The 26,271-nt window shown below is 67.1% G+C and carries 18 protein-coding genes and 1 pseudogene; 11 read left to right on the top strand and 8 right to left on the bottom strand.

What is annotated here, in order from left to right; translation table 11 throughout:
• Positions 1-2: 2 nt before the first annotated feature.
• Positions 3-887, top strand: coding sequence for a glucosamine kinase nucleotide-binding domain-containing protein (locus tag ABIC44_RS14110; protein WP_354296180.1), 885 nt, complete (start codon positions 3-5; stop codon positions 885-887).
• Complete coding sequence (locus tag ABIC44_RS14115) at positions 884-1,027, top strand: hypothetical protein (RefSeq protein WP_309703150.1); 144 nt, start codon at positions 884-886, stop codon at positions 1,025-1,027. The genes ABIC44_RS14110 and ABIC44_RS14115 overlap by 4 nt, the downstream gene beginning before the upstream one ends.
• 11 nt (positions 1,028-1,038) lie before the next feature.
• Here the strand turns inward: ABIC44_RS14115 and dacB are convergent, their stop codons facing one another.
• From dacB to ABIC44_RS14150, 7 genes are all read right to left on the bottom strand, one after another.
• Positions 1,039-2,463, bottom strand: a complete 1,425-nt coding sequence (dacB, locus tag ABIC44_RS14120) for a D-alanyl-D-alanine carboxypeptidase/D-alanyl-D-alanine endopeptidase (protein ID WP_354296181.1) — start codon at positions 2,461-2,463, stop codon at positions 1,039-1,041.
• Entirely contained in the window at positions 2,460-3,344 is an 885-nt protein-coding gene (locus tag ABIC44_RS14125; protein ID WP_307098271.1) for a LysR family transcriptional regulator, read from the bottom strand. The genes dacB and ABIC44_RS14125 overlap by 4 nt, the downstream gene beginning before the upstream one ends.
• 9 nt (positions 3,345-3,353) lie before the next feature.
• Positions 3,354-4,622 carry a dicarboxylate/amino acid:cation symporter gene (locus ABIC44_RS14130; protein WP_354296183.1) on the bottom strand — a complete coding sequence of 423 codons (1,269 nt, stop codon included), beginning with the start codon at positions 4,620-4,622 and terminating at the stop codon, positions 3,354-3,356.
• The gene (gene dgcA / locus ABIC44_RS14135) at positions 4,613-5,611 is read right to left on the bottom strand and encodes an N-acetyl-D-Glu racemase DgcA (RefSeq protein WP_354296184.1); all 999 of its coding nucleotides are present in this window, start codon (positions 5,609-5,611) and stop codon (positions 4,613-4,615) included. The genes ABIC44_RS14130 and dgcA overlap by 10 nt, the downstream gene beginning before the upstream one ends.
• Positions 5,569-6,615: an N-acetyltransferase DgcN gene (gene dgcN / locus ABIC44_RS14140; RefSeq protein WP_354296185.1), complete on the bottom strand. Its 1,047-nt coding sequence runs from the start codon at positions 6,613-6,615 to the stop codon at positions 5,569-5,571. The genes dgcA and dgcN overlap by 43 nt, the downstream gene beginning before the upstream one ends.
• A 71-nt stretch (positions 6,616-6,686) precedes the next feature.
• Complete coding sequence (locus ABIC44_RS14145; protein WP_354296187.1) at positions 6,687-8,273, bottom strand: N-acyl-D-amino-acid deacylase family protein; 1,587 nt, start codon at positions 8,271-8,273, stop codon at positions 6,687-6,689.
• Positions 8,270-10,606 (bottom strand): penicillin acylase family protein, encoded by a 2,337-nt coding sequence (locus tag ABIC44_RS14150; protein WP_354296188.1) that lies wholly within the window; start codon positions 10,604-10,606, stop codon positions 8,270-8,272. Before ABIC44_RS14150 ends, ABIC44_RS14145 begins: the two co-directional genes overlap by 4 nt.
• A 293-nt stretch (positions 10,607-10,899) precedes the next feature.
• Here ABIC44_RS14150 and ABIC44_RS14155 point away from each other — a divergent pair, with 293 nt between their 5' ends.
• The 3 genes from ABIC44_RS14155 (at position 10,900) to ABIC44_RS14165 (ending at position 17,426) form a co-directional block, all read left to right on the top strand.
• Positions 10,900-13,851 carry a TonB-dependent receptor plug domain-containing protein gene (locus tag ABIC44_RS14155; RefSeq protein ID WP_354296190.1) on the top strand — a complete coding sequence of 984 codons (2,952 nt, stop codon included), beginning with the start codon at positions 10,900-10,902 and terminating at the stop codon, positions 13,849-13,851.
• Between the two features lie 150 nt (positions 13,852-14,001).
• On the top strand, positions 14,002-16,269 hold the full coding sequence (locus ABIC44_RS14160; protein ID WP_354296192.1) for a penicillin acylase family protein: 2,268 nt from the start codon (positions 14,002-14,004) through the stop codon (positions 16,267-16,269).
• Complete coding sequence (locus ABIC44_RS14165; RefSeq protein ID WP_354296193.1) at positions 16,266-17,426, top strand: serine hydrolase domain-containing protein; 1,161 nt, start codon at positions 16,266-16,268, stop codon at positions 17,424-17,426. Before ABIC44_RS14160 ends, ABIC44_RS14165 begins: the two co-directional genes overlap by 4 nt.
• A gap of 172 nt (positions 17,427-17,598) precedes the next feature.
• Here the strand turns inward: ABIC44_RS14165 and ABIC44_RS14170 are convergent.
• A pseudogene (locus ABIC44_RS14170) lies at positions 17,599-18,003 on the bottom strand (transposase); the annotation flags it as partial.
• 562 nt (positions 18,004-18,565) lie between these two features.
• On the opposite strand from ABIC44_RS14170, the gene ABIC44_RS14175 reads away from it, so the two are divergent.
• The 6 genes from ABIC44_RS14175 to ABIC44_RS14200 all read left to right on the top strand — a co-directional run bounded on the left by ABIC44_RS14175 (position 18,566) and on the right by ABIC44_RS14200 (position 26,167).
• Positions 18,566-19,483 carry a hypothetical protein gene (locus tag ABIC44_RS14175; RefSeq protein WP_354296195.1) on the top strand — a complete coding sequence of 306 codons (918 nt, stop codon included), beginning with the start codon at positions 18,566-18,568 and terminating at the stop codon, positions 19,481-19,483.
• Positions 19,471-21,354: a glycosyltransferase family 2 protein gene (locus ABIC44_RS14180; RefSeq protein WP_354296196.1), complete on the top strand. Its 1,884-nt coding sequence runs from the start codon at positions 19,471-19,473 to the stop codon at positions 21,352-21,354. The genes ABIC44_RS14175 and ABIC44_RS14180 overlap by 13 nt, the downstream gene beginning before the upstream one ends.
• Positions 21,351-22,847, top strand: a complete 1,497-nt coding sequence (locus ABIC44_RS14185; RefSeq protein ID WP_354296197.1) for a hypothetical protein — start codon at positions 21,351-21,353, stop codon at positions 22,845-22,847. Before ABIC44_RS14180 ends, ABIC44_RS14185 begins: the two co-directional genes overlap by 4 nt.
• Positions 22,844-23,797 carry a response regulator gene (locus ABIC44_RS14190; RefSeq protein WP_354296199.1) on the top strand — a complete coding sequence of 318 codons (954 nt, stop codon included), beginning with the start codon at positions 22,844-22,846 and terminating at the stop codon, positions 23,795-23,797. Before ABIC44_RS14185 ends, ABIC44_RS14190 begins: the two co-directional genes overlap by 4 nt.
• Positions 23,797-24,600, top strand: coding sequence for a hypothetical protein (locus ABIC44_RS14195; protein ID WP_354296201.1), 804 nt, complete (start codon positions 23,797-23,799; stop codon positions 24,598-24,600). The genes ABIC44_RS14190 and ABIC44_RS14195 overlap by 1 nt, the downstream gene beginning before the upstream one ends.
• 172 nt (positions 24,601-24,772) lie before the next feature.
• The gene (locus ABIC44_RS14200) at positions 24,773-26,167 is read left to right on the top strand and encodes a tetratricopeptide repeat protein (RefSeq protein WP_354296202.1); all 1,395 of its coding nucleotides are present in this window, start codon (positions 24,773-24,775) and stop codon (positions 26,165-26,167) included.
• Positions 26,168-26,271: the final 104 nt, after the last annotated feature.

Consider the following 26,271-nt stretch of genomic DNA (forward strand, 5'->3'; position numbering starts at 1 on the left):
ACATGACGCAGTTCTTTCTCGGCGTGGATGCGGGCGGCAGCACCTGTCGCTGCCGCCTGGTCGACAGCGCGGGTCGGATGCTGGCCACCGAACAGGCCGGTCCCGCCAATGCCGGACTGGGGCTGGACGCGCTCTATACGACGCTGCGCCAAGTGACCGAGAATACGGTGCGCGCAGCCGGACTCGACGCGGAGCAGGTCGCGAGCGTCCGGGCGGCGATGGGCATCGCAGGCATCTCGCGCCCCGGCGTTCGGGCGGCGCTGGAGGGCTTCGCCTTTCCCTTCGCCTCGACGGTGTTCGACACCGATGCCGTCATCGCCAATCTGGGAGCGCATGGCGGCGGCGACGGGGCCGTGCTGATCATCGGCACGGGCAGCATCGCGCAAGTGCGGGTAGACGGGCGGAGCTTCCGGATCGGCGGCTATGGCTTTCCCATTTCCGACGAGGGCAGCGGCGCGGCCCTGGGCCTCAGCGCGATGCGCCACGCACTGCGCGCGCTGGACGGACGGACGCGCGCGACGCCGCTCAGCACGGCAGTCACGGAGCGGTTTGGCCATGACACGGCGCGCGCCATCGCCTGGATGGATCAGGCGACCCCGCGCGACTATGGCAGCTTCGCCCCGCTGGTGATGGACTATGCCGAAGCGGACGATACGATCGCTCGCTCGATCGTCGAGGACGCGGCAGGCCATATCGAGCGGTTCATCGAGACGATCTACGAACGCGGCGCACCTCGATGCGCGCTGCTCGGCGGCCTGTCGGCGAAGATGCGCCCCTGGTTGCGCGCCCGGACAGTCGCCCGGCTCAGCGAACCAATGGGCGATGCATTGAGCGGCGCGCTCTATCTTGCGGGTCTGCCCGCCCGCGCAACGGAGACTTTGGTATGATCGAGCGTCGCCGCTTCCTCGCCGCCACGGGTCTGGCCGCGCTAGGCCGGGTCATCGTACCGTTGCCCAAGGCGTTGGCGGCCCAGCCGCCCGCCCCGACGCTGCTCGCCTCCAACGTCCTCGCACTCATGCGGGGCTGATCAACGGGCGCTCAATTCGCTCCGGCGATCGCCACCAGCGCCGCGTCGATCGCCGGGGTCGCGCTCATGTCGCCCGGCATGTCGTTGGCATAGGCCGCGAAGGTCAGCATCCGACCGCTCGCCGCGATCATCGTGCCAGCCAGCGCATTGGCGGCGTTGAGCGTGCCGGTCTTCGCCATCAGCCGACCCGCCAGCGGCGTGCCGACGAACCGTCGCGCGAGCGTCCCGTCGGTGGCCGCGACCGGAAAGGTCGCGCGCCAGTCCGCGCCCCAGGGCTGCGTCTCCGCCCAGCGCAGCAGCGCCACCGTCGTGCGGGGGGTGACCCGGTCATAATTGGACATGCCCGCGCCATCCGCAAAGTCGTAGGTCACGCGGGCAATGCCAGCACGTGCCAGAACCGCATCGACGACGGCATGACCATCGGCGACCGAGCCGCTAGCCCCAAGTCGGCGTAGCAGCAGTTCGGCATGGAGATTCTGGCTCGTCTTGTTGGTCTGGTATAGATCCTCGGCCAGCGGTGGCGGCGTCAGGGCCGCCAGTACCGGAATGGGTGCGGCCACCGCAACAGGAGCGCGGCCGCGGCGCGCGGGATCATCCGCGTCCGTCAAGGGCCGGTGACGCACGGCAATGCGCCCCTTCACCGTCACACCCGCCGCGCGCAAGAGTTGCGCGAACCGCCAGGCCGCCCGGTGAGCCGGATCGTCAACGCCCAGCTTCAGGACCACCGGCGTCGCCCCGGCCGCGAGACTGCCGGTCACGCGCAGCAGATCGCTACCCGGCATGCGCTCGACCGACAGCGCGTTTCCACTACCGGCCTCACCAGTCGTCGCGGCATTTTCGATCCGGTAATAGCCGTCCCCGCCGACCTGGAGCGGTTCGCCCGGTGCCGTGGGGGACACGGTCAATATCGTGACATTGTCGTCCAGGGTCAGCGCCGAGATGCCGGTGCCATAGACGCTGTCCATGTTGTTCCAGCTCATCCCCTGCGGCCAGCGCTCGTCCGGGAATGCCGTGTCGTCGCCGACCACATCGCCCACGACACGCGTCCGTCGGGCGACCGCCGCCGCCAATTCGCCCAGGCAGTCGACACGACAACCCGGGGCGGAGGACAGGCGGGCATCGCCATGCCCGGCCAGGATCACCGTCGGCGTCCCCCGCCCCTCCAGCCGCACCGTCGCCCCGCCCCGTATATCCGGGCTCGTCACGTCCAGCGTCGCGAAGGCGGCGGCGGTGGTGAACAGCTTGGTGTTGGACGCCGGGATGAAGCGCTCGTCGGGGCGCAGTGCGACGATCTCGCGCCCCTCGGCATCGACCACCACCAGCCCGATCCGCGTGCCCGGCGGCGCCTTGGCCAGCGCTTCGACGGCGGCGGGCGGCAGCGGCGCCTCGACCGGCGCACCCGCCAGCAACAGCGGCAGCAACAGGCTACCCATCATCGGCGTTCGATCTCTTCGCTCAGCAGGGTCAGGAACTCGGCAGCCAGCATCGAAGGTGGCCGATCGAGCAGGTGGATGGCGTGGACGTCGAAGGTGATTGAGGGGCGAAGCGGCCGCATCGCGAGCCCCGGCGCCATCGACGCCGCCGCCGTGAAATTGTCGACGATCGCCAGGCCCACCCCCGCACGGACCAGGGCTGCGGCGATGTAGAAGGTCCGCGCCACGACGATCTCATCGAGGACCAGATCGTGCCGGTCGATCTCTTCGGACAGCAGCTTGCCGATCGGGCCGCTGCCCTTGAGCGAGATCAGCGGACGCCCGACCAGTTGCGACAGTTCCAGCCGTGGCGGGGCGTCGGGCATGTCACGTTCGCGGTAGAGGACGACCATCTCGCCCTCGCCCAGCCAGTCATGGGTCAGGGCCACACCGCGCGGCGGCTCGCTGGCGATGGCGATGTCGCTTTCGCGTTCATAGAGTTTGCGCAGCAGGTCGTCGTGATGCACCGTCTGCAAGTCGAAGCGGACATCAGGACGCCGCGCGAGGAACCGCGAAACCGCATCGGGCAGTACCCCCAGCCCCAGGCTGGGCAACGCGGAAATGCGCAACGTCGTGCCCGCGCCCATGCGCAGGTTGCGCCCCGCCTCACGCAGCGCACGCACCCGCTCCTGAATATCGGCCACGTCCGCGAACAACGCATGGGCGTCCTCTGTCGGCAGCAGGCGCCCATTCGAGCGCTGGAACAACTCGAACCCCAACAGGGTCTCGGCATGGCGGAGCGTCTTGGACACCGACGGCTGCGACACGTTGAGCGCCCGGGCGGCGGCGGATACCGAGCCGTTGACGTAAACGGCGTGGAAAATCTCGATATGGCGAAGGTTCATGGGTGCAGCCTAGGCCCTGTCCTGTGCCTGTTCCACCATCGACCCGCGAAAACGCGCCGCGTCCAGCTCCCCCTCGGCGCGCGCGACCAGCGTGGCCACCGCCAGATTGGCCGAGGCGGATGGCACGGTACGCGTCATGTCGAGCAGTCGGTCGAACGGCAGGACCAGCCCTACGACGAGGGCGGTCTGCTCCGCCCCCACGCCCACCGCCGACAGCATCGCCGCCAGCATGAACAGCGAAGCCGAAGGGACGGGTGCCGTACCGAAGGCCGCCAGCGCGCCGGTCACCAGCATGACGACGAGCATGGTCACGTCGGGGACGATCCCCAGCGCCTGCAACGCGAACTGGCCAAGCAGCCCGACATACATGGCCGTGCCGTCCTTGCCGATCGATGCGCCCAGCGGCAGCACCGTCGAGGCGACGCCGCGCGACACGCCCAGATTGTCCTGCGCCACCCGCAGCGCGACGGGCAGCGTCGCCGAGGACGAGGCGGTCGAAAAGGCGACGATCAGTGCATCGACGATCCCCCAAAAGAATCGCACCACCGGCAACCGTGCGACGAGCCCGACCAGTGCGGCATGAACGACCAGCATCTGCACCAGCGACGCGATTATGACCGCCAGCGCAAGCCAGCCGACATGGACGAACAGCGCCGTGCCGTTCACCGCCACCGCCTGCGCGATCAGCGCCAGCACGCCGAATGGCGTCACCTCCATGACCACGCGGACGATATGCAACAGTACCGCCGACAGCCCCTGGAGCAGCGCGAGGACCGGCCGCCCCGCCTCGCCCGCCATCACACTGCCGGTGCCGAGCAGCACGGCGACAAAGATGATCGCCAGCATGTCGCCGCGCCCCAATGCCTCGACGATGTTGATCGGCACGATCGACAGCAGTTGGTCAGCCGGCGTCACCGGCGCCCCGAGCGGATGGGGAACCACGTCCGCCAGCTGCATCGCCGCGCCGGGCCGCAGGATGAGACCCATCGCCATGCCGATCGATACCGCCACCAGCGTGGTCGCCGCGAATAGTCCCACCGTACGCAGCCCGATCGACCCCAGCCGCCGGGGATCGCCCAGCGTCGCGATCCCGCCTGCGATGGTGACCAGCACCACCGGCACCACCAGCATCTTGATGAGGCGGACGAATAGCTCACCGACGAGCCGGATCGCCCCGGCCCCTTCGGGCCAGAACAGACCGAGCGCGACGCCCAGCAGCAACCCGCCCATCACCCGCTGCCACAGCGGGATGCCGAACCACCCCCGGATCAGGCGCAAGCCGGCGCTCCCCAGAAGCCGGGCGCAGGCGCCGTCAGAATGCCGCCCTCATCCCGCGCGCCGCCGGGACGATCGGCCGCCAGCCACAGCGGGCCGTCCAGATCGACGAAGTCCGCGTTGCCCGCCATAAGCATCGCGGGCGCGATCCCCAGCGACGAACACACCATGCACCCCACCATCACGCCGAACCCCCGCTCCCTGGCCTCTGCCGCCAGCGCCAATGCTTCGGTCAAGCCGCCGGTCTTGTCGAGCTTGACGTTGACATGGCTATAGCGCCCGGCCAGCCGATCGAGATCGGCGCGGGTGTGCAATGCCTCGTCTGCGCAAATCGGGATCGTCCCTGCCAGCTCGGCCAGCCCTTCATCCTCTGCGGCAGGCACCGGCTGTTCCAGCAGGTCGACGCGCTGGGCGAGCAGCATCGGCAACCGATCGGCGATGTCGGCCACCCGCCAACTTTCATTCGGGTCGACGATCAGCCGGGGCGTGAGCGCGACGGCACGGACCGCCGCGATCTGTTCGGCCGCGCCCTCGCGATCCACCTTGATCTTGAGAAGCGGCACCCGCGCCACCGTTCGGGCGACCTCCGCCATGGCCTGCGGCGTGTCGATACCGATGGTGATCGCCGAGGCGAGCGCCGCCACCGGCGGGAGCCCCGCCAGCGCCGCGACGCTGGTTCCGGCCAGTCGCGCCTCCAGGTCCCAGAGCGCGCAATCCACCGCGTTGCGGGCGGCCCCCGCTGGCATCGCCCGGGCGATGTCCGCTCGCGTCGCGCCGCCCTCGATCAAATCACGGACCGCTTCGATGGCCGCGATCGCCGCCTCGATCGTCTCGCCATAACGGGGATAGGGCACGCCCTCACCCCATCCTTGCGCATCGTCCTCGCGGATCGTCACCGTCACCACATCGGCGGCCGTCTTCACCCCGCGCGCGATGCGGAACGGCGCCCTTAGCGGGAAAGGGTCGTGACGAACGGCGAGGATGCGGCGCATGACGTTTCCAGCAGGAGGTCGATGATCGCCTCGGCACCGAAGCGATAGGGATCGGTGCAGGGCAGGCCCAGCGCATCCTCGGTCTCGGAACACAGACGCTGAGCGGCTGCTTCGTCGAGCTTGACGGTGTTCAGCGCCACGCCGACCGCGCGGACTTCCGGGCTGGTCAGCCGGGCAACGCGCAAATTGGCATCCAGGCACTCGGCCAGCCCCGGCATCGGGAAATGCGGCAGGCCGCGCATATGCGGGCGCAGCGGATCGTGGCAGATCACCAGCGCGGTCGGCTGTGCGCCATGGAGAAGGCCCGTCGAAACCCCCGCAAAGGCGGGGTGGAACAGCGACCCCTGCCCCTCGATCAGATCCCAGCCCTGATCCGTGCGGGCCGGGGCCAGCGTCTCGATCGCGCCCGCGATGAAATCGGCGACCACCGCGTCGAGCGGCACGCCCTTCCCTGCGATCAGGATGCCCGTCTGGCCGGTCGCGCGGAAATCAGCCACGACACCCCGTGCACGCAGCGCATCGCGCAGGCAGAGCGTGGCATACATCTTGCCGACTGAACAATCCGTGCCGACGGTCAGCAGCCGGTTGCCCGTGCGCCTCCGCCCGCTGCCGACCGGCAGCGTCTCGGGCGCGTCGCGCACGTCGAACAGGGTAACGCCCGCCTCCGCTGCCGCCGCGACCAGCACGGGCACGTCGCGCAGCCGCTGATGAAGCCCGCAGGCGATATTGAGCCCGGCGCGGATCGCTGACAGTGCGTCGCCTATCATCCAATCGGGGAAACGCCCCCCCGGATTGGCGATGCCCAGCACCAGCGTCCTTGCCCCGGCGGCGCGTGCCGCAACGGCATCCATCCGGGGCAGGCCAAGCGTGAACGGGCAATCGTCGTGCCGCCATTCGCCCACACAGTCTTCGCTGCGGAAGGCGGCCAGACCGCGCGATGTCTTGAGGCCGATCTCGTCATCGGAATGGCCGAGATAGAGGAGGTAGGGGGCGGGAATGGTCATGATGCGAACATGATAGGAGCAACGTCCTAGGTGCCGCCAATCGCGCTCGCAGTGCCGCCTATAACGTGCGGCTATTGGCCGCAGCCGCTGGGCCGGGCCCGCAGCAGCGCACGTCCCGCAGCCGCGCCGGTCGCCGCCCCATCCGACACCGCCCGTCGCCCGTTGACGAACAGCGCGGTAACGCCGACGCCAGGCACGCGCGGATGCATATAATCGGCGCGGGGGGCATAGGTTCTGGGATCGAGCACCACGACATCGGCAAAATAACCTCGCCGTAGATAACCGCGCTGCGCAATGCGGTACATGTCGGCCGTCGCGCCGGTCGACCGGCGGATGAACTGTGGCAGGGTGATCACCTTCCGCGCGACGACATAGGTGCGATAGAGCTGGGGAAAGGTCGCATATTGGCGGGGATGGCCGTCCGACCCGTCCGATGACGTCACCACCCAGGGCTGCTTCATGATTAGGTCGACGTCACGATCGGCCATGTTGAAGCTCGCCACGCTGCTGCCCGCCGGGCCGGTGCCCGTGGCATTGGGCGTGCGCAGGATGCGGATCGCCGCGTCGATCGGTGAGAGCCCCCATTGCGTCGCCATCGCGGCCAGCGTCTTGCCGCTCCAGGGCTGGCCCTGCGCGGTCAGCAACAGCGAATCCGCCCCACCCCGCCGACGCAGATTCTCCGCCATCTCGGTCTTCAACCGCGCGAGCGTCGCCGGATCGTCGAACCGGGCGAGCAGCTTGGGATAGCCGCCGTCCATCGCCCAGCCGGGCACCAGCGCGGCATCCACGCTCGAACCCGAGGCCAGCCAGGGATATTGGTCCGCGGTGACGGCCTGCCCCTTGCTGCGCGCCGCCTCGATCGTGGCGATCAGCGCGGGCGCCTGGCCCTGCACATCGACACCCAGGGCCTTTAGATGAGCGAAATGGACCGGCGTACCAGCGATGCGCCCGATCTCGATCGCCTCTCGGGTCGAGGCAAGAAGGCCGATCGAATAATGCGCCTCGTCGCGCTGGTGCGTGTCGTACATACCGCCGCGCTTGCCCGCTTCACGGGCGACCGCCGCCACCTCGGCCGTCGTGGCAAAGCTTTGCGGAGGATAGAACAGGCTGGTGGACAGGCCATAGGCGCCCTCGCACATCGCGCGGGCTGCAAGGCGCTTCTCTTCCGCCAGTTCCGCGGCCGTGGGCGCGCGGGCATCCTGTCCCAGCACGCGCTCGCGGATCGCCCCGAAGCCGACGAAAGGCACGACATTGGTGCCGATCCCGCTGGCCTCCAGTGCGCGCGCATCCTTCGCCACCTCGAACGTACCAAAGCCGTCGACGCCGATCACCACGGTCGAGACGCCTTGCGCCAGCCAGGGAAGATTGAGCCGCGCCTTGGCATCGGCCGAGCGGATATAGCTGTCCGGATGGGTATGGGCGTCGATCAGGCCGGGTGCGACGATCAGCCCCCGCGCATCGATCTCGTCAACCGCCGCCGTGCCGCGGGCGCGGCCTACATAGACGATGCGATCGCCCGCCAACTCGACATCGCCGACAAAGGGCGGCGTCTCGGCCCCCGTATAGATGGTGCCGCCCCGGATCACGACATCGACGCGCGGCGTACTCGACGCCGTGGCGGCGCACCAAACCAGGGCGGTCAGGACAAGACGCTTCATCTCGGGCTCCTCTCGGGTTGCAGGTGGGTGAGGGTCGTAGCGACCGCGTCGACCGCGGCGCGGCTGAACGGCATGGGTAGCATCTGGCCTGCACTCCACGGGCCACCCTGGTCCTGCCGGTGCGGGGAGCGCGGATCGTTCGACTGGCCCGGCAGGTTGAGCATCAGCGAACGATCCCAGTCACCGACATCGATGACCTCGAGATAGCTCGCGCCGCCGCCGACCCGCCAGTCCGGTCCGTTTCCCAGCCAGCGGGCCATCACCGTAAAGCCATCGCCGCCGGAGCCGCCCACCTCGATCGCGGGGAAGGCCGCCGCGATCGCCGGAAGCCGCGCTAGCGGATGCGTGATCCGGACCCGGTGAAGCATATCCCACCGCCAGGCCTTGGGATCGGGGCCCAGCAGCTTGACCGCTTCCGTCCAGCCGACGGCGAGCGACTCGTCGACCAGGTCGGGCCGGCCAGCGGCCACACGGAGCAGTTCGGGCGGCTCGATCGCGGAAATCAGGCTGCGCGCGTTTTCCGGGACCAGCGCGCCCAGCATCCGCACATTCAGCGCGCGCAGCACGATCTCGTACAGTGCCGCCGCCCCGCTCGCACCGTCGATCCGCGCATCCCAGCGCGCCAGCATCGCGACCGCCGCCGCCGCTCCGGGCGAAGGCTGGCGCGGTAACATCGCCTGGAAGCGCCGGGCGAGCGACGACGATGTGTCGTGCTGCAGCGCCACGCTGTCGGCCAGGCTGTGCCGGGTCTGCTTCGACAGCATGTCGGCAATGCGATCATAGCGTGCGGGATCGCGGAACGAGAAGGCCGGGCTCTTTTCGATCGGCCAGCCTGGCGGCAGGTTGTTCTGGTTCGCGGAGGCGAACCAGCCCGCAGCGGGATCGAACACACCGGGCAAGGCGCGGAAATCGCGCATCCCCACCCAGTCGTAACGTCCATCGCCCGGTACCGGCAGCAGGCCATGGCCGCGCTTGCGCTCCGGCCAGAAGCCGATGGCCTGCCACGCATGATGCCCGCGCACATCGGCATAATGGAAATTGGTGGGCGACGGGTGAAGCTTGAACGCCTCGCGCAACCCCGCCCAGTCCTGCGCCAGGTTGATGGCCACCATCGAAAACGCACCCGATCCGCCCGGCTGCATTCCCACCGAGGCGATCGCAGTCGTGCGCGAACGGGCCGGATCGTGCGACACCACCGGCCCCTGCACCGCATAACGGAGCACCGCCCGGTGCGGCGGCGCGTCCTTCACGGGAATGTCGACCACCTCCCGCTCGAACCGCTTCCAGCCGCCGTCATGGCGGTAACGCTCCGGATCGTCCGGATGGAGCTCCAGCACGAACAGGTCTTGCTGGTCGATATGGAAATTCGTGCGACCGAAGGCGAAGCGGTCGGTATGGCCCTGCATGATGCCCGCCAGCCCCGGCGCCCCGCCGCCGATTACGTCCAGGCCGGGCGCGGTGAGATGGGCGACGTGGCGCGGCCCGAACCCGCCAATGCCCAGATGCGGGTCATTGGCCAGGATCGGACGCCCCGTCGCGGTGCGACTTCCCGCCACCGTCCAGGCGTTCGACCCGGCATTGGTGGCGCTCAGCATCTCGTCCCGCTCGCGGGTCGGCGTCTCTCGTCCGAACGGCAGCGGCCCAAGCTGCAACACCCCCATGTCCGCCTCGCTGACCTGTGCCGGGTCCAGTCCCTCCGGCACGGTCATCGCGATCGCGGGACGCAGCGGGGCCACCAGCCGGTCGAGGTCGAGCTGCCCCATTGCCGCCAGCATGGCGCGGCGAATCTCGTCGTCGACATTGCCGACCGAGCCGCCCCGCGCCACCACCAGATCGCGCAATTCCCAACGCATCGGCATCACGCCCAGAATGCGATATTCCAGCGGCAGCAATGTCGGATCGCGCTCCACTTCAGCGATCCGGGCATTGATCCCCGCGACATAGCCCCGCACGCAGTCCAGGACCGGCGACGGGATGCGGGCCAGCTCCGCATCGAGATCGCCGCGATAATGAAACAGCTGCGCCTTGGCGTCATACGTCGCGAACGCCGCGCCGAACGCCTCGGCCATCCGCCCCATTTCCCGGCGATGGGCGAAGTCGATCTGGAACAGCCGGTCACGCGCAACGACATAGCCCTGACCGAAAAAGGCGTCCGCCTTGGTCTGCGCGCGGATATGCGGGATGCCCCAGCCATCGTCCACGATCTCGATCGGTCGCGACAGGCCGGGCACCGTCGCATAGGCGGTCGAGCCGACCGGCCGGGCGATCCCTCGCCAGGGCGCAAGCGCACCCAACGCGGTGGCGCCGAGCAGGAATGTACGGCGAGAGACCATGGCTTCCCCCTTTTCAAACCATGCGGTGTGTCGGATCATCCCGTGGCGCACCCCCGCAAACCCGGTGATGCCCCCTGTCGACAGGACGGCCGGTGCCAGACCATAGGGCGACCCGACGCGCGTGCAATGCCGCCATAATCCAAGGCTATGGCCCACCCAACGATCGGTAGTCGGACGACCCTTGACCTGGATCGCGTCTCGCCTGCACCATTCCGGAAGCACGGATCAGCGAAAAGATCATGACCGGCCGCAGGGAGATCACGCTCCAAAGATCGTGAATAGGGGGATTGCATATGACCGACGGATCTCGGCGCCGTCTGATGAGCGCCGGTACGGGCCTGACAGCCTTGTCGATGGCGCTTGCCTTCCCCGCCTTTGCCCAAACGACGCCGTCACCCGGCGTGACCCCATCCCCGCCGGACATCAACGGGACGCAAATCGACCCGGACGACATCACCGTCACCGGCACGCGGATCATCCGCAACGGGTTCCAGTCGCCGACGCCGCTGACCGTAGCGACGCAAGAGGATATCCTCAACACCTCACCGACGAACAACATTGCCGATTTCGTCAACCAGCTGCCCGCGCTGGCAGGTTCCACCCGCCCCTCCAATTCGCGGCTGGCGATCAGTTCGGGCCTGGCGGGCATCAACGCGCTCAACCTGCGCGGACTAGGCGAGATCCGCACGCTGGTACTGCTCGACGGGCGGCGGACGGTGTCGTCCAGCGTCACCGGTCTGGTCGACGTCAACACCTTCCCCCAGGCCTTGGTAAAGAGCGTCGAGATCGTGACGGGTGGCGCATCGGCGGCCTATGGATCGGACGCGGTCGCCGGGGTCGTCAACTTCGTGCTCGACAAGAAATATCAGGGCATCAAGGTCCTGGCCGACAGCGGGATCACCGAACGGGGCGACGGTGCAAATTACTCATTCAGCGCCGCCGTCGGGACGCCCTTTGGCCGCGATGATCGCGGTCATCTGCTGCTGAGCGGCGAATGGGCGCATCGCGACGGCATCTTCCGGGTCGACCGCGCGTGGAACGCGCGCGGCGTGGTCCGGATCACCAATCCCAATTACACCAACACCAATGGCCAGCCGCAATATCTGATCCGCCAGCCGGTCGGCGTCTCCAACACGACCCCCGGTGGCATCATCCTGAATTCCAGCGGCGGCGTGGCGAACCGGCTACGCGGCCTCTATTTCGGGCAAGACGGCGCAGCGAGCCAGTATCAGTATGGCGCGCTCAGCTTCCCGGCGCTGGGCGGCGCCACCGCCCCTTCGCTGACCCAGGGCGGGGACTGGCGCGTCAACGATCAGGGCCGCAATATCGGCCTGGATGCGGACGACGATCGCCGGGGCGCATTCGGCCGGTTGAGCTACGAAGTCGCCAATGGCGTGACGCTGTTCGCCGAGGCATCGTACAACTGGCAAAAGACGCTGTTCAACGCCGGGCCGCAATCGACGACCGGCATCACCCTCGCGTCGGCCAATCCCTATCTGCAGGCCGCCCTGGCCAATGCGGTGTCCGCCGGGCTCATCACCCCGGCGGAGCGGTCCGCCGTCACCTCGGTGACGGTCGGCAGCACCGCCGTCGACCTGCCCTACCGGAAGAACAACAGCAGCCGTGACGTTCAGCGTTACGCGATCGGCGGCGAAGGGGAATTTCAGGCATTCGGCCACACGGCCTTCTGGAACATCTACGGCCAATATGGCGAAACGAACGCGCATGAGCAGTTGCGCGACATCATGAACACCGCCAACATGGCCGCAGCGACCGACGCGGTCGCCGCACCGGCGGGGAATGCGCTGGGTGTGGCAGCGGGCACGATCGTATGCCGATCCTCGCTGACCGCGCCGACCAATGGCTGCGTGCCGCTCAACCGGCTGGGCATCGGCGTCGCCAACCCGGCCGCGATCGACTATGTCCTGGGCGATCCGTATCGCGACCAGAAACTGAAACAGACCGTCGCCGGTGCCAATCTGTCGATGACCCCGTTCGCGACCTGGGCGGGCGACGTCAGCGTCGCGGTAGGCGGCGAATATCGTCGGGAGTCGGTATCCGGCTTCGTGCCCAGCCAATATCAGACCGGCTGGTCCGTGGGCAATTTCCTGCCCACCTTCGGCAGCTATCACGTCAAGGAAGCCTATCTCGAAACGGTGGTCCCGCTGGGCCTCGGCCTGGAGTTCAACGGCGCGGTTCGCGGGACCGACTATTCCACCTCGGGTTACGTCACCACCTGGAAGCTCGGCGCGACGTGGCAGCCCATCCCGGACATCCGCTTCCGCGCCACCCGTTCACGCGACATCCGGGCCCCCAATCTCAGCGAACTGTTCGCATCGGGCACGTCGCGGACCAATACGCTGACCGATCCCGCGACCGGGCGAACCACCGTCACCTTCCGCGAAATCACGACGGGCAACCCCAATCTGCGCCCCGAAAAGGCCGATTCGATCTCGATCGGCGTCGTGCTCCAGCCCCGCTTCCTTCCCGGCTTCTCGGCCTCACTCGACGGCTTCGACATCAAGCTGAGAGACGCGATCGGGCAATTCTTCGCACAGGACATCATCAATCGCTGCTATGAGGGGCGCAAGGACTTCTGTGCCGCCTATGGCCCCGATCCCTCGGGCGACCGGGAGCTGTTCTTCCGGGCCAGCCCGTTCAACTTCGCGCGGCAATGGGTGCGCGGCATCGACTTCGACGCCAACTACCGCGTGCCGCTGAGTGACCTCGTCCGTCAAGCCCCCGGCGCGGTGACGCTGCATGGGCTGGCGACGCGGTATATCCACAACATTACCGACAGCGGCGTGCCGAACGTGGTGCCGGTCGACATCGTCGGCCAGCTGAACGGCACCAGCCCGCCCAAATGGATCTATCGCTTCAACCTGGCCTATGACTATGACGGCTTCTCGGTCACCGGCACGGCGCGCGGGGTGAGCAGCGGGACCTATGGCAACAACTACATAGTCTGCAATGGCAACTGCCCGACCGGGCGCCCCGCCGCGACCGTTTCGCAATTCCCGACGATCGACGACAATTCCATCTCGGGCGCGATGTATCTCGACCTGAACCTGACCGCCAAGATCAAGACGCATAGCGGCGGTCGCGCCGAGCTGTTCCTGAACATCACGAACCTGCTGGATCGCGATCCCATCCTGTTGCCGGAAACCGGGCTTGCGGCGAACAGCACCTATTCAGACCTGCTCGGCCGCGCCTTCCGGTTCGGCATCCGGTTCCAGACCCGCTGAGCCGGCACAGCCGGGCGTTCACGGCGACGGGACCGCCGTGATCCGTCCCCGCCGCCCCCCTCCCGTCCGGCGCCGCCATCAGGCAGGCAGGGTGGGCGGCGCGACGACGGCACGAAGCGACCCTGCCCAATCCAGGAAAGGAGGAAAGCCGTGCCGCTGCGGGCATCCGTAACCATCGCCGACGACGAATGGGGCGTGCCGCATATTCGCGCCTCCTCGATCCCCGATGCCTATTTCGGTCAGGGCTATGTCGTGGCCCGCGACCGGCTGTTCCAGATCGATCTCCAGCTGCGGCGCGATCTGGGACGGCTGGCGGAGGCATTCGGCGCGCGGTTCGTGCCCCATGACCATGCCGCGCGCCTGCTCCTCTATCGCGGCGACGTCGAGGGCGAACTGGCGGGGCTTCCCCCGGACGTTGTCGCTTGCGCCCGCGCCTATGTCGACGGGATCAACGCCCGCATTGCCGAGCTGGAGGGCGATCCCTCTCTATTGCCGCCGGAATATGAGGTACTGAAGCTGCAACCGCTGCGGTGGGACATTTCAGATCTGGTCCGCGTCCGCCGTGGCGACATGGGCAGCGTTACCGACGAAATCCGGCGGGCCCGGCTCGCAACGCTTGGCCTGCTAGACCTCGACACGCTGGTCGCGCCGCTGACCGGGGACCGCACGCCCCAGCTACCCGAGGGGCTCGATCTGGCAGCCGTCTCTCAGGCCGATCTGGGTATCTTGAGCGAGACCGAAGGGCCGCTGCCCTGGAGCGGCACCTCGCCTGCCGGTTACGATCCGGTCGAGGACCGCCTCGACCGCGACGCGCATGGCAGCAATGCTTGGACAATCTCGTCTGCGCGGTCGGCCACCGGTCGCCCGATCCTGGCCAATGATCCGCATCTCGGTATCGGAGGCTTTTCCCCACGTCATCTTGCCCATCTCACCGCCCCGGGTTTCGACGTGATCGGCGCGGGGAGTCCCGGCATGCCCGGCATCATGCAGGGCCATACCGACCATTATGCGTTCGGGCGGACCAATTCGCATATCGATCAGGAGGATCTGTACGTCCTGGAACTGAGCCCGGACGATCCCGAATACTATCGCCATCAGGGCCAGTGGAAGCGGTTCGCAAGGACGACCGAAACGATCCGCGTGAAGGACGCCGATGACGTGGTGGTGACGCTTCGCTATGCCGAACACGGGCCGGTGCTGCGCCACGATCCATCCCGCCTGCGTGCCACGGCCATGGCGTCGGCCTCGCTGCTTCCCGGTGCCAACATGACCTTTGCCATCATCGCGCTCAACCTGGCAGGGAACTGGGACGAAATCGCCAAGGCCGCCCGGCTGCACGTGGCGCCGACCAACTTCCATTATGCCGATATCGACGGCAACACGGGCTGGCGATTGCTGGGCCATGTTCCGATCCGTAACCAGGCTGACGGCCTGCTGCCGGTGCCGGGCGACGGACGCCATGACTGGCAGGGTATTCTTCCCGCCGAGCAGATGCCGACGCTTCTCAATCCGGCGCAGGGCTGGTTCGCCTCGGCCAACCAGTTCAATCTTCCACCGGAATGGTCGTCGACCAAGGGAATGACGAGCTTCACCTGGAACGCGCCTTATCGCTACGACCGGGTCGCGCAGGTGCTCGGTGAAGCCGACCGTCATTCCGTCGCCGACAGCGTGGCGTTACAGCATGACGATCTCTCGCTGCCCGCGCAGGCCCTTCTGCCGTTGCTGCCGAAGGCGCTCGACGGCATGGCGGGGCGGGCGGCAGCCATGCTCTGCGACTGGGATGCCCGGCTGGGTGCGGACAGCGCCGCCGCCGCTTTGTTCGAAATGCTGTGGATCGAACTCGGCAAAGCCTGCCTCGCCGCGATCGTACCCGACAGGGCGCGCGAGTTGGTGACATCGATCGATCCGCGACCGATGCTCGCGCTGCTGACTCACCCCGATACGCGCCTCGGCCCCGCCCCTGAGGCGGCGCGCGACGCTCTGCTCGCGAAGGCGCTCGGCCGGGCCTGGGAGACGGCGGCGGAGGCGCTGGGCACCGATCCGGCCGCTTGGCGCTGGGGTGACATTCACCGCGTCGTCCTTCGCCACCCCCTGTCCGGCTTGCCCGCGATCAACGCCGCGCTACCCGTCATCGAGGGCGGCCGGTCCGGGGGCGACACCTTCACCGTGATGGCGCGCGGCTATGTCGCCGCCCGCGACTATCATGTCAGTCACGGCGCGAGCGTCCTGATGGTCTGCGATGTCGGCGATTGGGATCGGAGCTGTATCCTGACCCTGCCCGGCCAGTCGATCGATCCGCGCTCCCCGCATTACCGCGACGGCTATGCGACGTGGCTGGCCGGACGGCCCCGCCCCTTTCCATTTGGCAGGAAGGCGGTCGACGCACATATTCGCCAGGTGACGGAGCTTCACCCATGACGATCGACCGGCGGCGCTTCGTGCAGGGGATGACCGTGGGGGCAATATTCGCCCCGGCTGTCGTTGCCGAGGCACGGGTGCCACGCTTCACCGGAGCCTTTGATGAAATTCAATCCTGGGTCGGCAAGGCCTTTCCAGGCGCGGTCGTCGCGATCGGTCTCCATGGTCGGCTGGTGGCGCTGCGCAACTTCGGGCGGATGTCGTCCGCGCCCGATGCGCCGCCCATGCCCCGCAACGCGATCTTCGATCTCGCCTCGCTGACCAAAGTCGTTGGTACGACGACCGCGGCCGAGTTGCTCTATGACCGGGGGCTGCTGGACCTCGACCGGCCGGTGATCGACTATCTGCCGACCTTTGCAGGCACTCCCGGGCATGAGCGGATTTCCGTGCGTCACCTGCTGGGTCACAGCTCGGGCTTGTTCACCACCGATCTTCTCTGGCAGCATAGCCGCAACCGGCATGAGCTGCTCGCCCTGATCGATCATATGCCGGTCGCATGGACGCCCGGTTCGCACTATCAGTATCGCGACGAGAACATGATCCTGATGGGCGAGATCGTCGCGCGCCTATCGGGCAGGCCGCTCGACCGCTTCCTGCACGACGCTGTGTTCGGACCGTTGGGAATGAAGGATACCGGCTTCAACCCGTCCTCTCGCAACCTGGCCAGGATCGTGCCCACCGAGCAGGACAAGATATTTCGGCACCGATTGATCCGGGGCGAGGTGCATGACGAAAATGCCTATGTGCTGGACGGGGTCTCCGGGCATGCAGGGCTGTTCTCCACCGCGCGGGACCTCGCAAAGCTGGCGGAACTCTATCTTCGCGACGGCAAGGGCCTGTTGAAGCCGTCCACGATCGCCGCCTTCACCACTCGCCAGGCCGAACCGCCGGGCACTTCGCGCGCTTTGGGATGGGACATGCCCGATGCCTCCGGTAGCTTTGCCGGGCCACGCGCCTCATCCGACGCGCTGATCCATACCGGCTTTACCGGCACGTCCATCTATATCGACCGCAAGCGCGATGCCTTCATCATTCTGTTGACCAATCGCGTGAACCCCACCCGCGACAACAAGCGCATCGGCGAAGCGCGGATCGCGATCCACACCGCTATCCTGGCGGCGATCGATGGACTGGCCCCACAGCGCCACGTCGGTTGATCCCGGACGATCGCTCAGCGCATGATGTGCGACATGTGCGATCGCATTTGCTGAGATCGTCGGAAGCGGACGGCGTCGCGAACCTCCCCGGCCAATATGCCTTTCACAAGGAGGCATGAGGTTCCCTCCGTGTCTCATCCAGTCTGCAGGGGGAACATCCGGCGTTTATCCGGCGAAAATTTTGGCCGCCTTCCCGATACGGCCTGTAAGCACGTTCGTAGTTCGCGCCCCATCCCTCCCTGCTCAGCAGGATGCGCGGCTGCTGCCGTGGGACGCCCGGACGTGCGGGACGGTCCCGCACACGCCAGGCATCAGAGCTTTGTTATCAGACCATCCTGCGGGATATGCCTGTCGAGGTTCAGGTCGGCGACCAGTTGTTTCAGCGTCCGGTTCCCTCCTCGGCTTGCTTCACCTGTCGCAATCCACCAGCCCCGAGCCCGCCGTACCCCTTCTTCCAGCGGAAGAACGTCTGCTCGGAAATCCCCATCGGGCGGATGACCTCGGTCACCGGCGTGCCGGTCTCCGCCCGGTTGAGCGCAAAAGTGATCTGCTCTTCCGTGTACCGCGACTTCTTCAGGTCCCAGGTCCTTGGCCGCAGACTCCAAAGGACTGGCAAAGTCTTGCTCAGATCGGGCTGAAAAACTAAAGGCATATCAAAGCGTTGACCCACATCCCTTGGCTCGGATTCGCAGGATGATCTTAAAGTGCCGCACGACCTCTCGGGTGGGATGAATTAATGCGTCATTCCCATGACAAACCCGTCCCATCGGGTATCCTTCCATTTTAAGGAAGTCATCAGACCACAACTCCATGAGGTCACATATAGCAATCAAGGAAAATCGTCTTTGGCCAATCACTTGGCAATTAAGACAAATCCAACTGCACGCGTTTACGAAAAGGATAACCCAATAAGCAGAATTTAACTAACATATGACATTGACGCGCATATGGTTTCCGCATCGCCACTTCGCAGCGCGAGCATTGCTTCGACCCGCTCCGGATCGGGCAACCTCCACGCGCCCGTTCGCCCGCTGCCTTGATCGAAACCCATGTGGATCGCTCTCCATCTTGCGCTACTGGCGGGTGCCGCCACGCCGTCCGGTGCGACGGAATCCGGACGCACAGTAATCCGGCGCGACGTGATCGATCTGCGGGACTTGCCCGCGCGCTCCCGATTGTCGGCCCTGACCGTCGACCTGCATGGTCGAGCGGGCAGCGGCGCCCGGCAGCCCTGGGTGTCCATGGCCGTCAACGGCGTTGTGATCGCGCGGACATGGCTGGGGCGTCAGGACAGCGTCACGCTGCGCGCCGATGTGGACGAACGCCTGCTGTCGATGCGCAGCCTGGTCGAAGTGGCCGCCTATGTGCCGCAATGCGAGACGCCCTATTGCCGCGCTCTGGCCGCATCGGTGCGCGTCGTCGGCCCCGTGCGCCAGGACTATGATGCCGCCCGCGCCGACGCCACCTTCGTGCATCTTGCCAGCCGCTATCGGGCCGGCCTGACCCTTTTGCAGGGACCGGACGTCGATCCGGCATTCGGTAAGCTGGTCCGCAATGCCCTGGCCCCCAGGGCCCGTCCGCTCGCGGAAGGCGGGGGGCTGGTCTATGTCTCGCGACAGCAGCCGCCCGATTTCATCGCCCCGATACGCTTCGATCTCGGCCCGGTGAGCCTCGTCCGTCAGGATGGCGTCACAGTCATCCCGCCGGACATGCTGGACAGGCTGACCGTGGTGCAGGTGCTGCGGACCGGCGGCCACCCGGTCATCTGGGTGCGCCCAGGCCGGGACGTGCCGCGCAAGCTGGATCTGGACAGCGGCGACATCGGTATTTTCGGACCATCGGGAAGGCTGATGGCCTTTTCCTATGCCAGCGACGCGCGGACCCTCCATCCCGCTTATGGCCCCGGCGTCGATGCCGACGGATCGCAGCGGACGAAGCGGATCTGGCGCTGGCTCCTCCTGATCGGCTGGGCAGCGGCCAGCGTCGGTCTGGGCCTGGTCTATCGCCGCTTGCCCCGGCGCGTGACGGCAACGGAGGCCCCGGCATGGGCTGCCTGACGATCGGCGATTCCTGGACCGCCGACTTCCTGGTCGAAAACGGCTTCCTCTCGCTCGCGCAATTCGACGAAGCGCTCGACCTGATGGAGCAATGGGATCGGTCGCTGTCCGACGTTGTCATGTCGCGTCGCTGGATGACGCCGCAGGACTTTCATCGCGCGGCGGCGCGGCGCTTCGGCATGACCTTCGTCAACCTTCAGACCGATCCTCCCGACGAGACGCTGCTGATCGAGGCGGAAGTCGAGGATTACATGCGCGAGCTGACGATGCCGTGGCGCGTGCAGGATGGACGCATGGTCGTCGTGACCGCTCATCTGGGACCGGAATCGGTCCTGTACGCGCGGCGGCGCTGGGGTTCCAATATCGACATGGTCGTCACGGCCAAGTTCGATGTCCTGTGGTCCCTGCAAAAGGTCTTCAGCGCCCGCCATTCGCACCGGGCGGTCCACGAACTGGCGGATGCCGACCCGGAGATGTCGGCCCGTACCGTGTTCACCCGGGCGCAGTTGCTGGTCGTCTGGGCCGGGTTGACCCTGTTGTGCCTGGGCCTGGGTTTTGCGCCCACCCCGACCCTGATCGTCGTCAACACGATCACCAGCGTCTTCTATCTGGGCAATTTCGTGTTTCGCGGCGTCCTCGTCTGGGCGGGCGGACGGCGCAGCCACGATCGCCATCGCGCCTTGGCGATGGAAGCGCGACTGCTGCGCGACGAGGATCTGCCGGTCTACACCGTGCTCGTCCCCATGTTCCGCGAGCCGGAGGTGCTGCCGATCCTGGCCGGCGCGCTGCGCAAGCTCGATTATCCGCTCGGCAAGCTCGATATCAAGATCGTCCTAGAAGAAGGCGACGACGAGACGATCGACGCGGCCAAGCGACTGGGCCTGGAGGGCATTTTCGAGATCGTTCGGGTGCCGCCGTCACAGCCGCAGACCAAGCCCAAGGCGTGCAACTATGCCCTGCGCTTCGCGCGCGGCGAATATTTGGTCATCTTCGATGCCGAGGACAAGCCGGAACCCGACCAGTTGCGCAAGGTCGTCGCCGCGTTTCGCCGGTCGTCCCCCGACGTCGCCTGCATCCAGTGCCGCCTGAACTATTTCAACGCGTCGGAGAACTGGCTGACGCGGATGTTCACGCTCGACTATTCCCTGTGGTTCGACCTGATGCTGCCCGGGCTCGAGCGGCTGGGGATTCCGATCCCGCTGGGGGGCACGTCGAACCATTTCAAGATCGAGGTCCTGCGCGAGCTTCATGCATGGGATCCCTTCAACGTCACCGAAGACGCCGATTTGGGAATCCGCATGACCCAGAAGGGGTATCGGGTCGGCCTGGTCGATTCGACGACCTATGAAGAAGCCAATGTCTCGCACGCCAATTGGGTGCGGCAGCGCTCGCGCTGGATGAAGGGCTATATGCAGACGTGCCTGGTTCACACCCGGCGCCCGCTGCACCTGATGAAGACCGTCGGTCCGCTGGGGACGCTCGGCTTTGTCAGCTTCCTGGGCGGGACGGTCCTTTCCGGCCTGCTCAATCCCATTTTCTGGGCGGTCTTCCTCTTCTGGGCGGTGACCCAGACGGGGGGCTTCGACATCGTCTTCCCGCCGATGCTGCTCTACACCAGCATGCTGAACCTGCTGATCGGGAACGGCATGTTCATCTATCTGATGATGCTCGCGCCGTTCCGGCGACGCTGGGTCCAGCTGGCGCCCTATGCGCTGACGGTCATGTGGTATTGGGTGCTGCTGTCCATTGCCGCCTGGAAAGGGGCGTGGCAGCTCGTCACCCGGCCCTTCTACTGGGAGAAGACCCAGCACGGCCTGTCGAAATTCACCGCGGCCGAAGTCTCCAGCGCGCTGGAGGAACAGGCGGCATGAGCGGTGTCTCGTTTGCCAGGACCTCGGCGGGGCGCTGGCGATGGTCGGTGCCAGCCGGCATCGGGATCGCGCCGTCGACGCTTCTTGCTATTCTGGTCGCCCTGGCGGGCTACCGCCTGGCCGCGCGGATCAGCGAACTGGGATTGTGGCACGACGGCACAGCCGAACTGGCGGGCCGGGCGGTCCTGTCGGCCGCGGGCCAGTCCGATCCCACCGCGCTCCTCACCAGCTATCCGCCCCTGCCCTATGTCCTGCTGATATTGGGCGAGATGCTGGGGCGGCCGCTCGGACTCGATCCGGTCGCGCTGGTCGACGCGGTGCTGCTGGGCGGCCTGGCGGCACGATATGGGGGATCGCTGGCGGAAAGGGGGGCGTCGACCGGCACCATCATGCTCCTCGTCCTGCTGCTGGCGGTGCACCCCCTGTCGATCTCGGCCCTCACGCAAGGGCCGCAGGCCTTGTTGCTCCTGTGGGGCGGCTGGGTGCTGGGGCGCAGCATGATGGATACCCGCACGATCACCGGCATCAACGAGACGATCGCGCTGTCGCTGGCGCTGCCGATGCTGGCGATGACCAGCGCGCAGGGTGCGGCGATCACGATCGGGGCCATCCCCTTCCTGATCTTCGCAGTGCCCCGCGACCTGGCGGAGCGGCATTATGTCGGCACCTATCTGGTGCTGCTGTTCCCGCTGGTCCTGTCCGTCCTGTCGCTGTTCGCGCTGTTCGTGATCATCCTCCACGCCCCGCTGGCGGTCATCGTCGGCGATATCTATCACGCGATACGCGGCGGCACGCCCCCTGGCTGGGCGATCGCGGCGCTGGCACCGATCGCCACGGCCGCCGTGGCGACCATCGCCGTCCTACTGTCGACGATGCGGACCGCGCCGCGCGCCCTGCGTGAAAGCGTTGCAGCCGGGCTGGCCAGCCTGATGCTCGCGTCGATCCTAGTCGTGGCGACCGGGATCGCCCGTCATCCTGGAGAAGTCTTGGTCCCTGCCCTGGGCTTTGCCGCCGGGGTTTCGACCCGCTGGCCAGTGGAGAAGCTGTCGCAGGCGGGCCTGCTGATCCTGGCCGGGGCGCTGGTCTCGGCCCCGGTGATCCTTGGCGCCGATGTCAAGGCGAACGGGCTTGTCGCGCAGGCAGTGACGGAGCGAACCGGCGCAATGTCGGCCGATCGTGCGCTGGGCCGCTATCTGGTGGGGCATCGCGACGTCATGATCGACGCCTTGGCCCACCCGGCAGTGGTGGCCGCACGCGGCAGCGCCGAAGGCCTGTTCACCGATAGATCTCCCGCATTCGGCGTATCGGTACTCGCACACCGCGTTTTGACGTCCGCCGTGGCAGTTCGCGCGCATCGCCCCGGCGAGAGCGACGACGCCATCAGCCGCAGCATGCCCAACCTGTTCGAGCAGGGCCCGCCCGGCTACCGGCTCGCCTTCGATCAAGGCGGCTGGCGGGTATGGGCACGCCCAGAAAGGTCGAAAATGCCATGAACAGCGCTCGCATTCTGTTGGTCGACGACAGTGCGGAGGCCCGTGACGCGGGTATGCTCGCACTGGCCACGGGGGGATTTGCACGCGTGGAGGGCGCCAGCGACGCCAATCACGCCTATGACCTGCTGGGCATCGACGATGGTCCCGCCCCCCCTGCCTTCGACTGCATCCTGCTAGACATCCTGATGCCGGGCGTCGACGGCATAGAGGCCTGCGCCGCCATCCGGTCCTCGGGCCGGTATCGCGACGTGCCGATCATCATGGTCAGCGGCCAGAACGACGTATCGTCTCTCAACCAGTCCTTTGTCGCCGGGGCGAACGACTATGTCACCAAGCCGTTCAGGCCGATCGACCTTCTCGCCCGGACCCGCGCCGCGCTGCGTTTCAAGCGGGAGATCGATCGCCGACGCGCACGGGAAAAGGCCTTGCGCGACAAGACGATCGTGCAGGAGGAATTGCGCGGTTTTCTCCCCGACATGTTGATCGCCAACCGATCGCTTCTCGATGCCGAACTCCGTCTGGCCGCCGACAATGGCGTGGATACGACGCTGTGTGCGCTGCAGGTTCGCGCGCTCGATCCCTATCGCCTCGAACATGGGGCGGCTGCGGCGACACGGCTGATGCGCCAATTGTCGATGGCATTGTGCGACGTGGCCGCACCGATGGGCGCGGTGCTCGGCCTGTTCGACGACGGACTGTTCCTGTCCATCGCCCCCAATGTCGATCCTGCGGGCATGGTGGCATTTGGCGAGGCCGCGCTGACACGGATCGACGCGATGAAGCTCCCCCATGGCGCGTCGGCCCGCGACCTCCACGTCGCGCTGGATGCCGTGGTCGACATGGCCAGCGGCGACCGGCTGCTGCTGCTGCCCGGCGAGATGATTACGCTGCTCGAACAACAGCAGCGGCGCAGACCCTTCCTCCCCCTCCCCGATATGGACGTCCTCTGATGAAATATGCCACCCGCTCCATCCTGGCCGTCGCCATCGCGTCCGTCGCGCTCGTCCATGCCACGGCGGCCGAGGCGTCGGCCTGGACATTGCCCAAGGGTAAGGGACAGGTCCTGGTCACCGGCGTCTATTCGCACAGCGACCGGGGCTTCGACGCGAACGGCCGGACCATCGACATCCCCGATTACGACAAGCAGGAAGTCTATGTGCTGGGTGAATATGGCGTCACCGACGATCTGACGCTGATCGCCGCGCCGAGTTTCCGGCATGTCGGCATCCAGGGGGCGACCGACGACACCACCGGGCTGGGTTACACCGAGCTCGGGGGGCGTTACCGCGTAGCCAGCGGATCGCGCTGGGTCGGCTCGCTCCAGGCAACGGCACGGATTCCGGGAGCGCGGCGCCGCGATTCCCTGGCCCAGGTGGGCAGCACCGACGCCGAATTCGACGTGCGGGCACTGGGCGGCGCGAGTTTCACGATCGGGCGCATGTCCGGCTTCATCGACCTGGCGGGCGGCTATCGCGTGCGGGCGGGAGATCCCCCCAACGAGTTCCGGGCCGACGCGACCCTGGGCATCCGTCCGGTCAAGCGCGTCCTGCTCTATACATCCGTGTCGAACAGCTGGTCGGACGGGGCCGGCAAGGGCGTCTTCAAGGCATATCGCTATCACAACGCCTTCCTGAACGCCGCCTATGACCTGAACGATCGCTGGTCGCTTCAGCTCGGCGGACTGGCGACGGTCGGTGGGAAAAATGCCCTGCGCGAGCGCGGGGGCACTGGCGGCCTGTGGTTCCGGTTCTGAACGCCTTGCCCGCCACCCCTTACGACCGGCCGATGCTCGTCCCCTTCAAAGTCTGAACATTCCAAAACATGGGGTATCAGGGCCGATCGGCGTAGTGCTGGCGGATGCTTGACGCCCGATCGGCTCTCCGGGCACGATGGGGCAGGGGGTCGCTTCGGGGGTAGGCGTCAAGGTGGGGCAGGACGGGGGCCAAGGCGGCAAGCGTCTGGACGGGTGGAAATCGATCGCGGCCTATTTCAATCGCGATCGGACCACGGTCATGCGCTGGGCGCGGGAGCGCGACTTGCCGGTGCGGCGGATGCCGGGTGGGAAACAGGGCTCGGTCTTTTGTTTCGAACAGGAACTGGCCGCCTGGGCACTTCATCAGGACGATGACGAGGATCGCGGCGAAGCGGCGACCGTCCCGAGCGATGTCTCTGCCCCGCCCCTACTCCCATCCCTGGCGGAAGAGGCCGCAATAGCCCGGTTGGGGCGACCGCCCCGCTGGGCAATCGCAGCGGGGCTGATCGTGCTGGCGATGCTGGTGGCGGCGTGGTTCTGGTGGGATGCCCGTCCCGGGTTGGCGCACCGGACGGTCGCCATGCCCGAGAACCCCGCCGTGGCGCGCGATTATGTCGCGGCGCGCGATCACTGGGCGCGGCGGACCCGGGCCGATCTGGAAACCGCGATCCACCTGTATGAGGGCGTCATCCGCCGCGATCCGGGCTTCGCGCCCGCTTATGCGGGGCTGGCCGAGGCTTGGCTGATCATCGGCGAATATGGCGGCGTGGTCGAGGCGGATGCGTTCCGCCGCGCTCGTCATTACGCCAGCACGGCCTTGCGGCTCGACCCGGAGTTGCCCGCCGCGTACCGCGCGCTGGGCTTCGTCGATTATTGGTGGCGCAGCGACCGGGCGGGCGCACTGGCCGAGTTCCGGCGCGCCATCGCGCTCGACGACCGCGATGGCCAGACCTATTTCTGGTATGCCAATATGCTGGCCGATATCGGCGACGATCCGGCCGCGCAGGCCGCCTATGACCGGGCGCGGCTGTTGTCGCCGGGCCTGCTCACCATCGAGGTGGAACAGGCCTGCGCGCATTGGCAGGCGGGGCGCGATGCGCTGGCCTATGCGCAGTTGACCGCGCTGGCGGCGCGCGCGCCCAACGACGCGACGATCCACAACTGCCTGGCCTTCATCCATATCGGGCATGGCGACATCATCGGCTATGCGCGCGAGCTGGCGATTCGGGCGCGGTTGCGCGGCGAACCCCGGCTGCAGCGCCTGTCGGCCGCGCTCGACGCCGCAATCCGGCGCGATCCCAAAACGGCGGTCACGGTCCTGACCGACCATGGCCGCCAGGAGATCGCGCGCGGTGAGCGCAAGCTGCGCGAGACGCCCGCTTTCTATGCCTCGTCCATGGGCGACCGAGCGGCGCTGATCGCGTTGCTGCGCGAGGCCAATGACCAGGATGAGCGTTGGTATGCAACCTCGCTGACCCGCCGCATCGCGCGGCGCTGGCGCGGGGACGCGCAGGTCGAAAGGCTGCTGGCGGGGGTGCTGCCGCCCGAAAAACGGCCGAAGTCCTGAGCCGCACGGCTATTCACCACCGAATACCACAATTTGCGACATCCCCGATCGGGGCCTTTGCGCGGATAACGCCCTTCACAACGCCGCACGGGCGGTGGGGGTCC

It is taken from the genome of Sphingomonas sp. 1185 (genome assembly GCF_040544655.1).
Taxonomy (GTDB): domain Bacteria; phylum Pseudomonadota; class Alphaproteobacteria; order Sphingomonadales; family Sphingomonadaceae; genus Sphingomonas.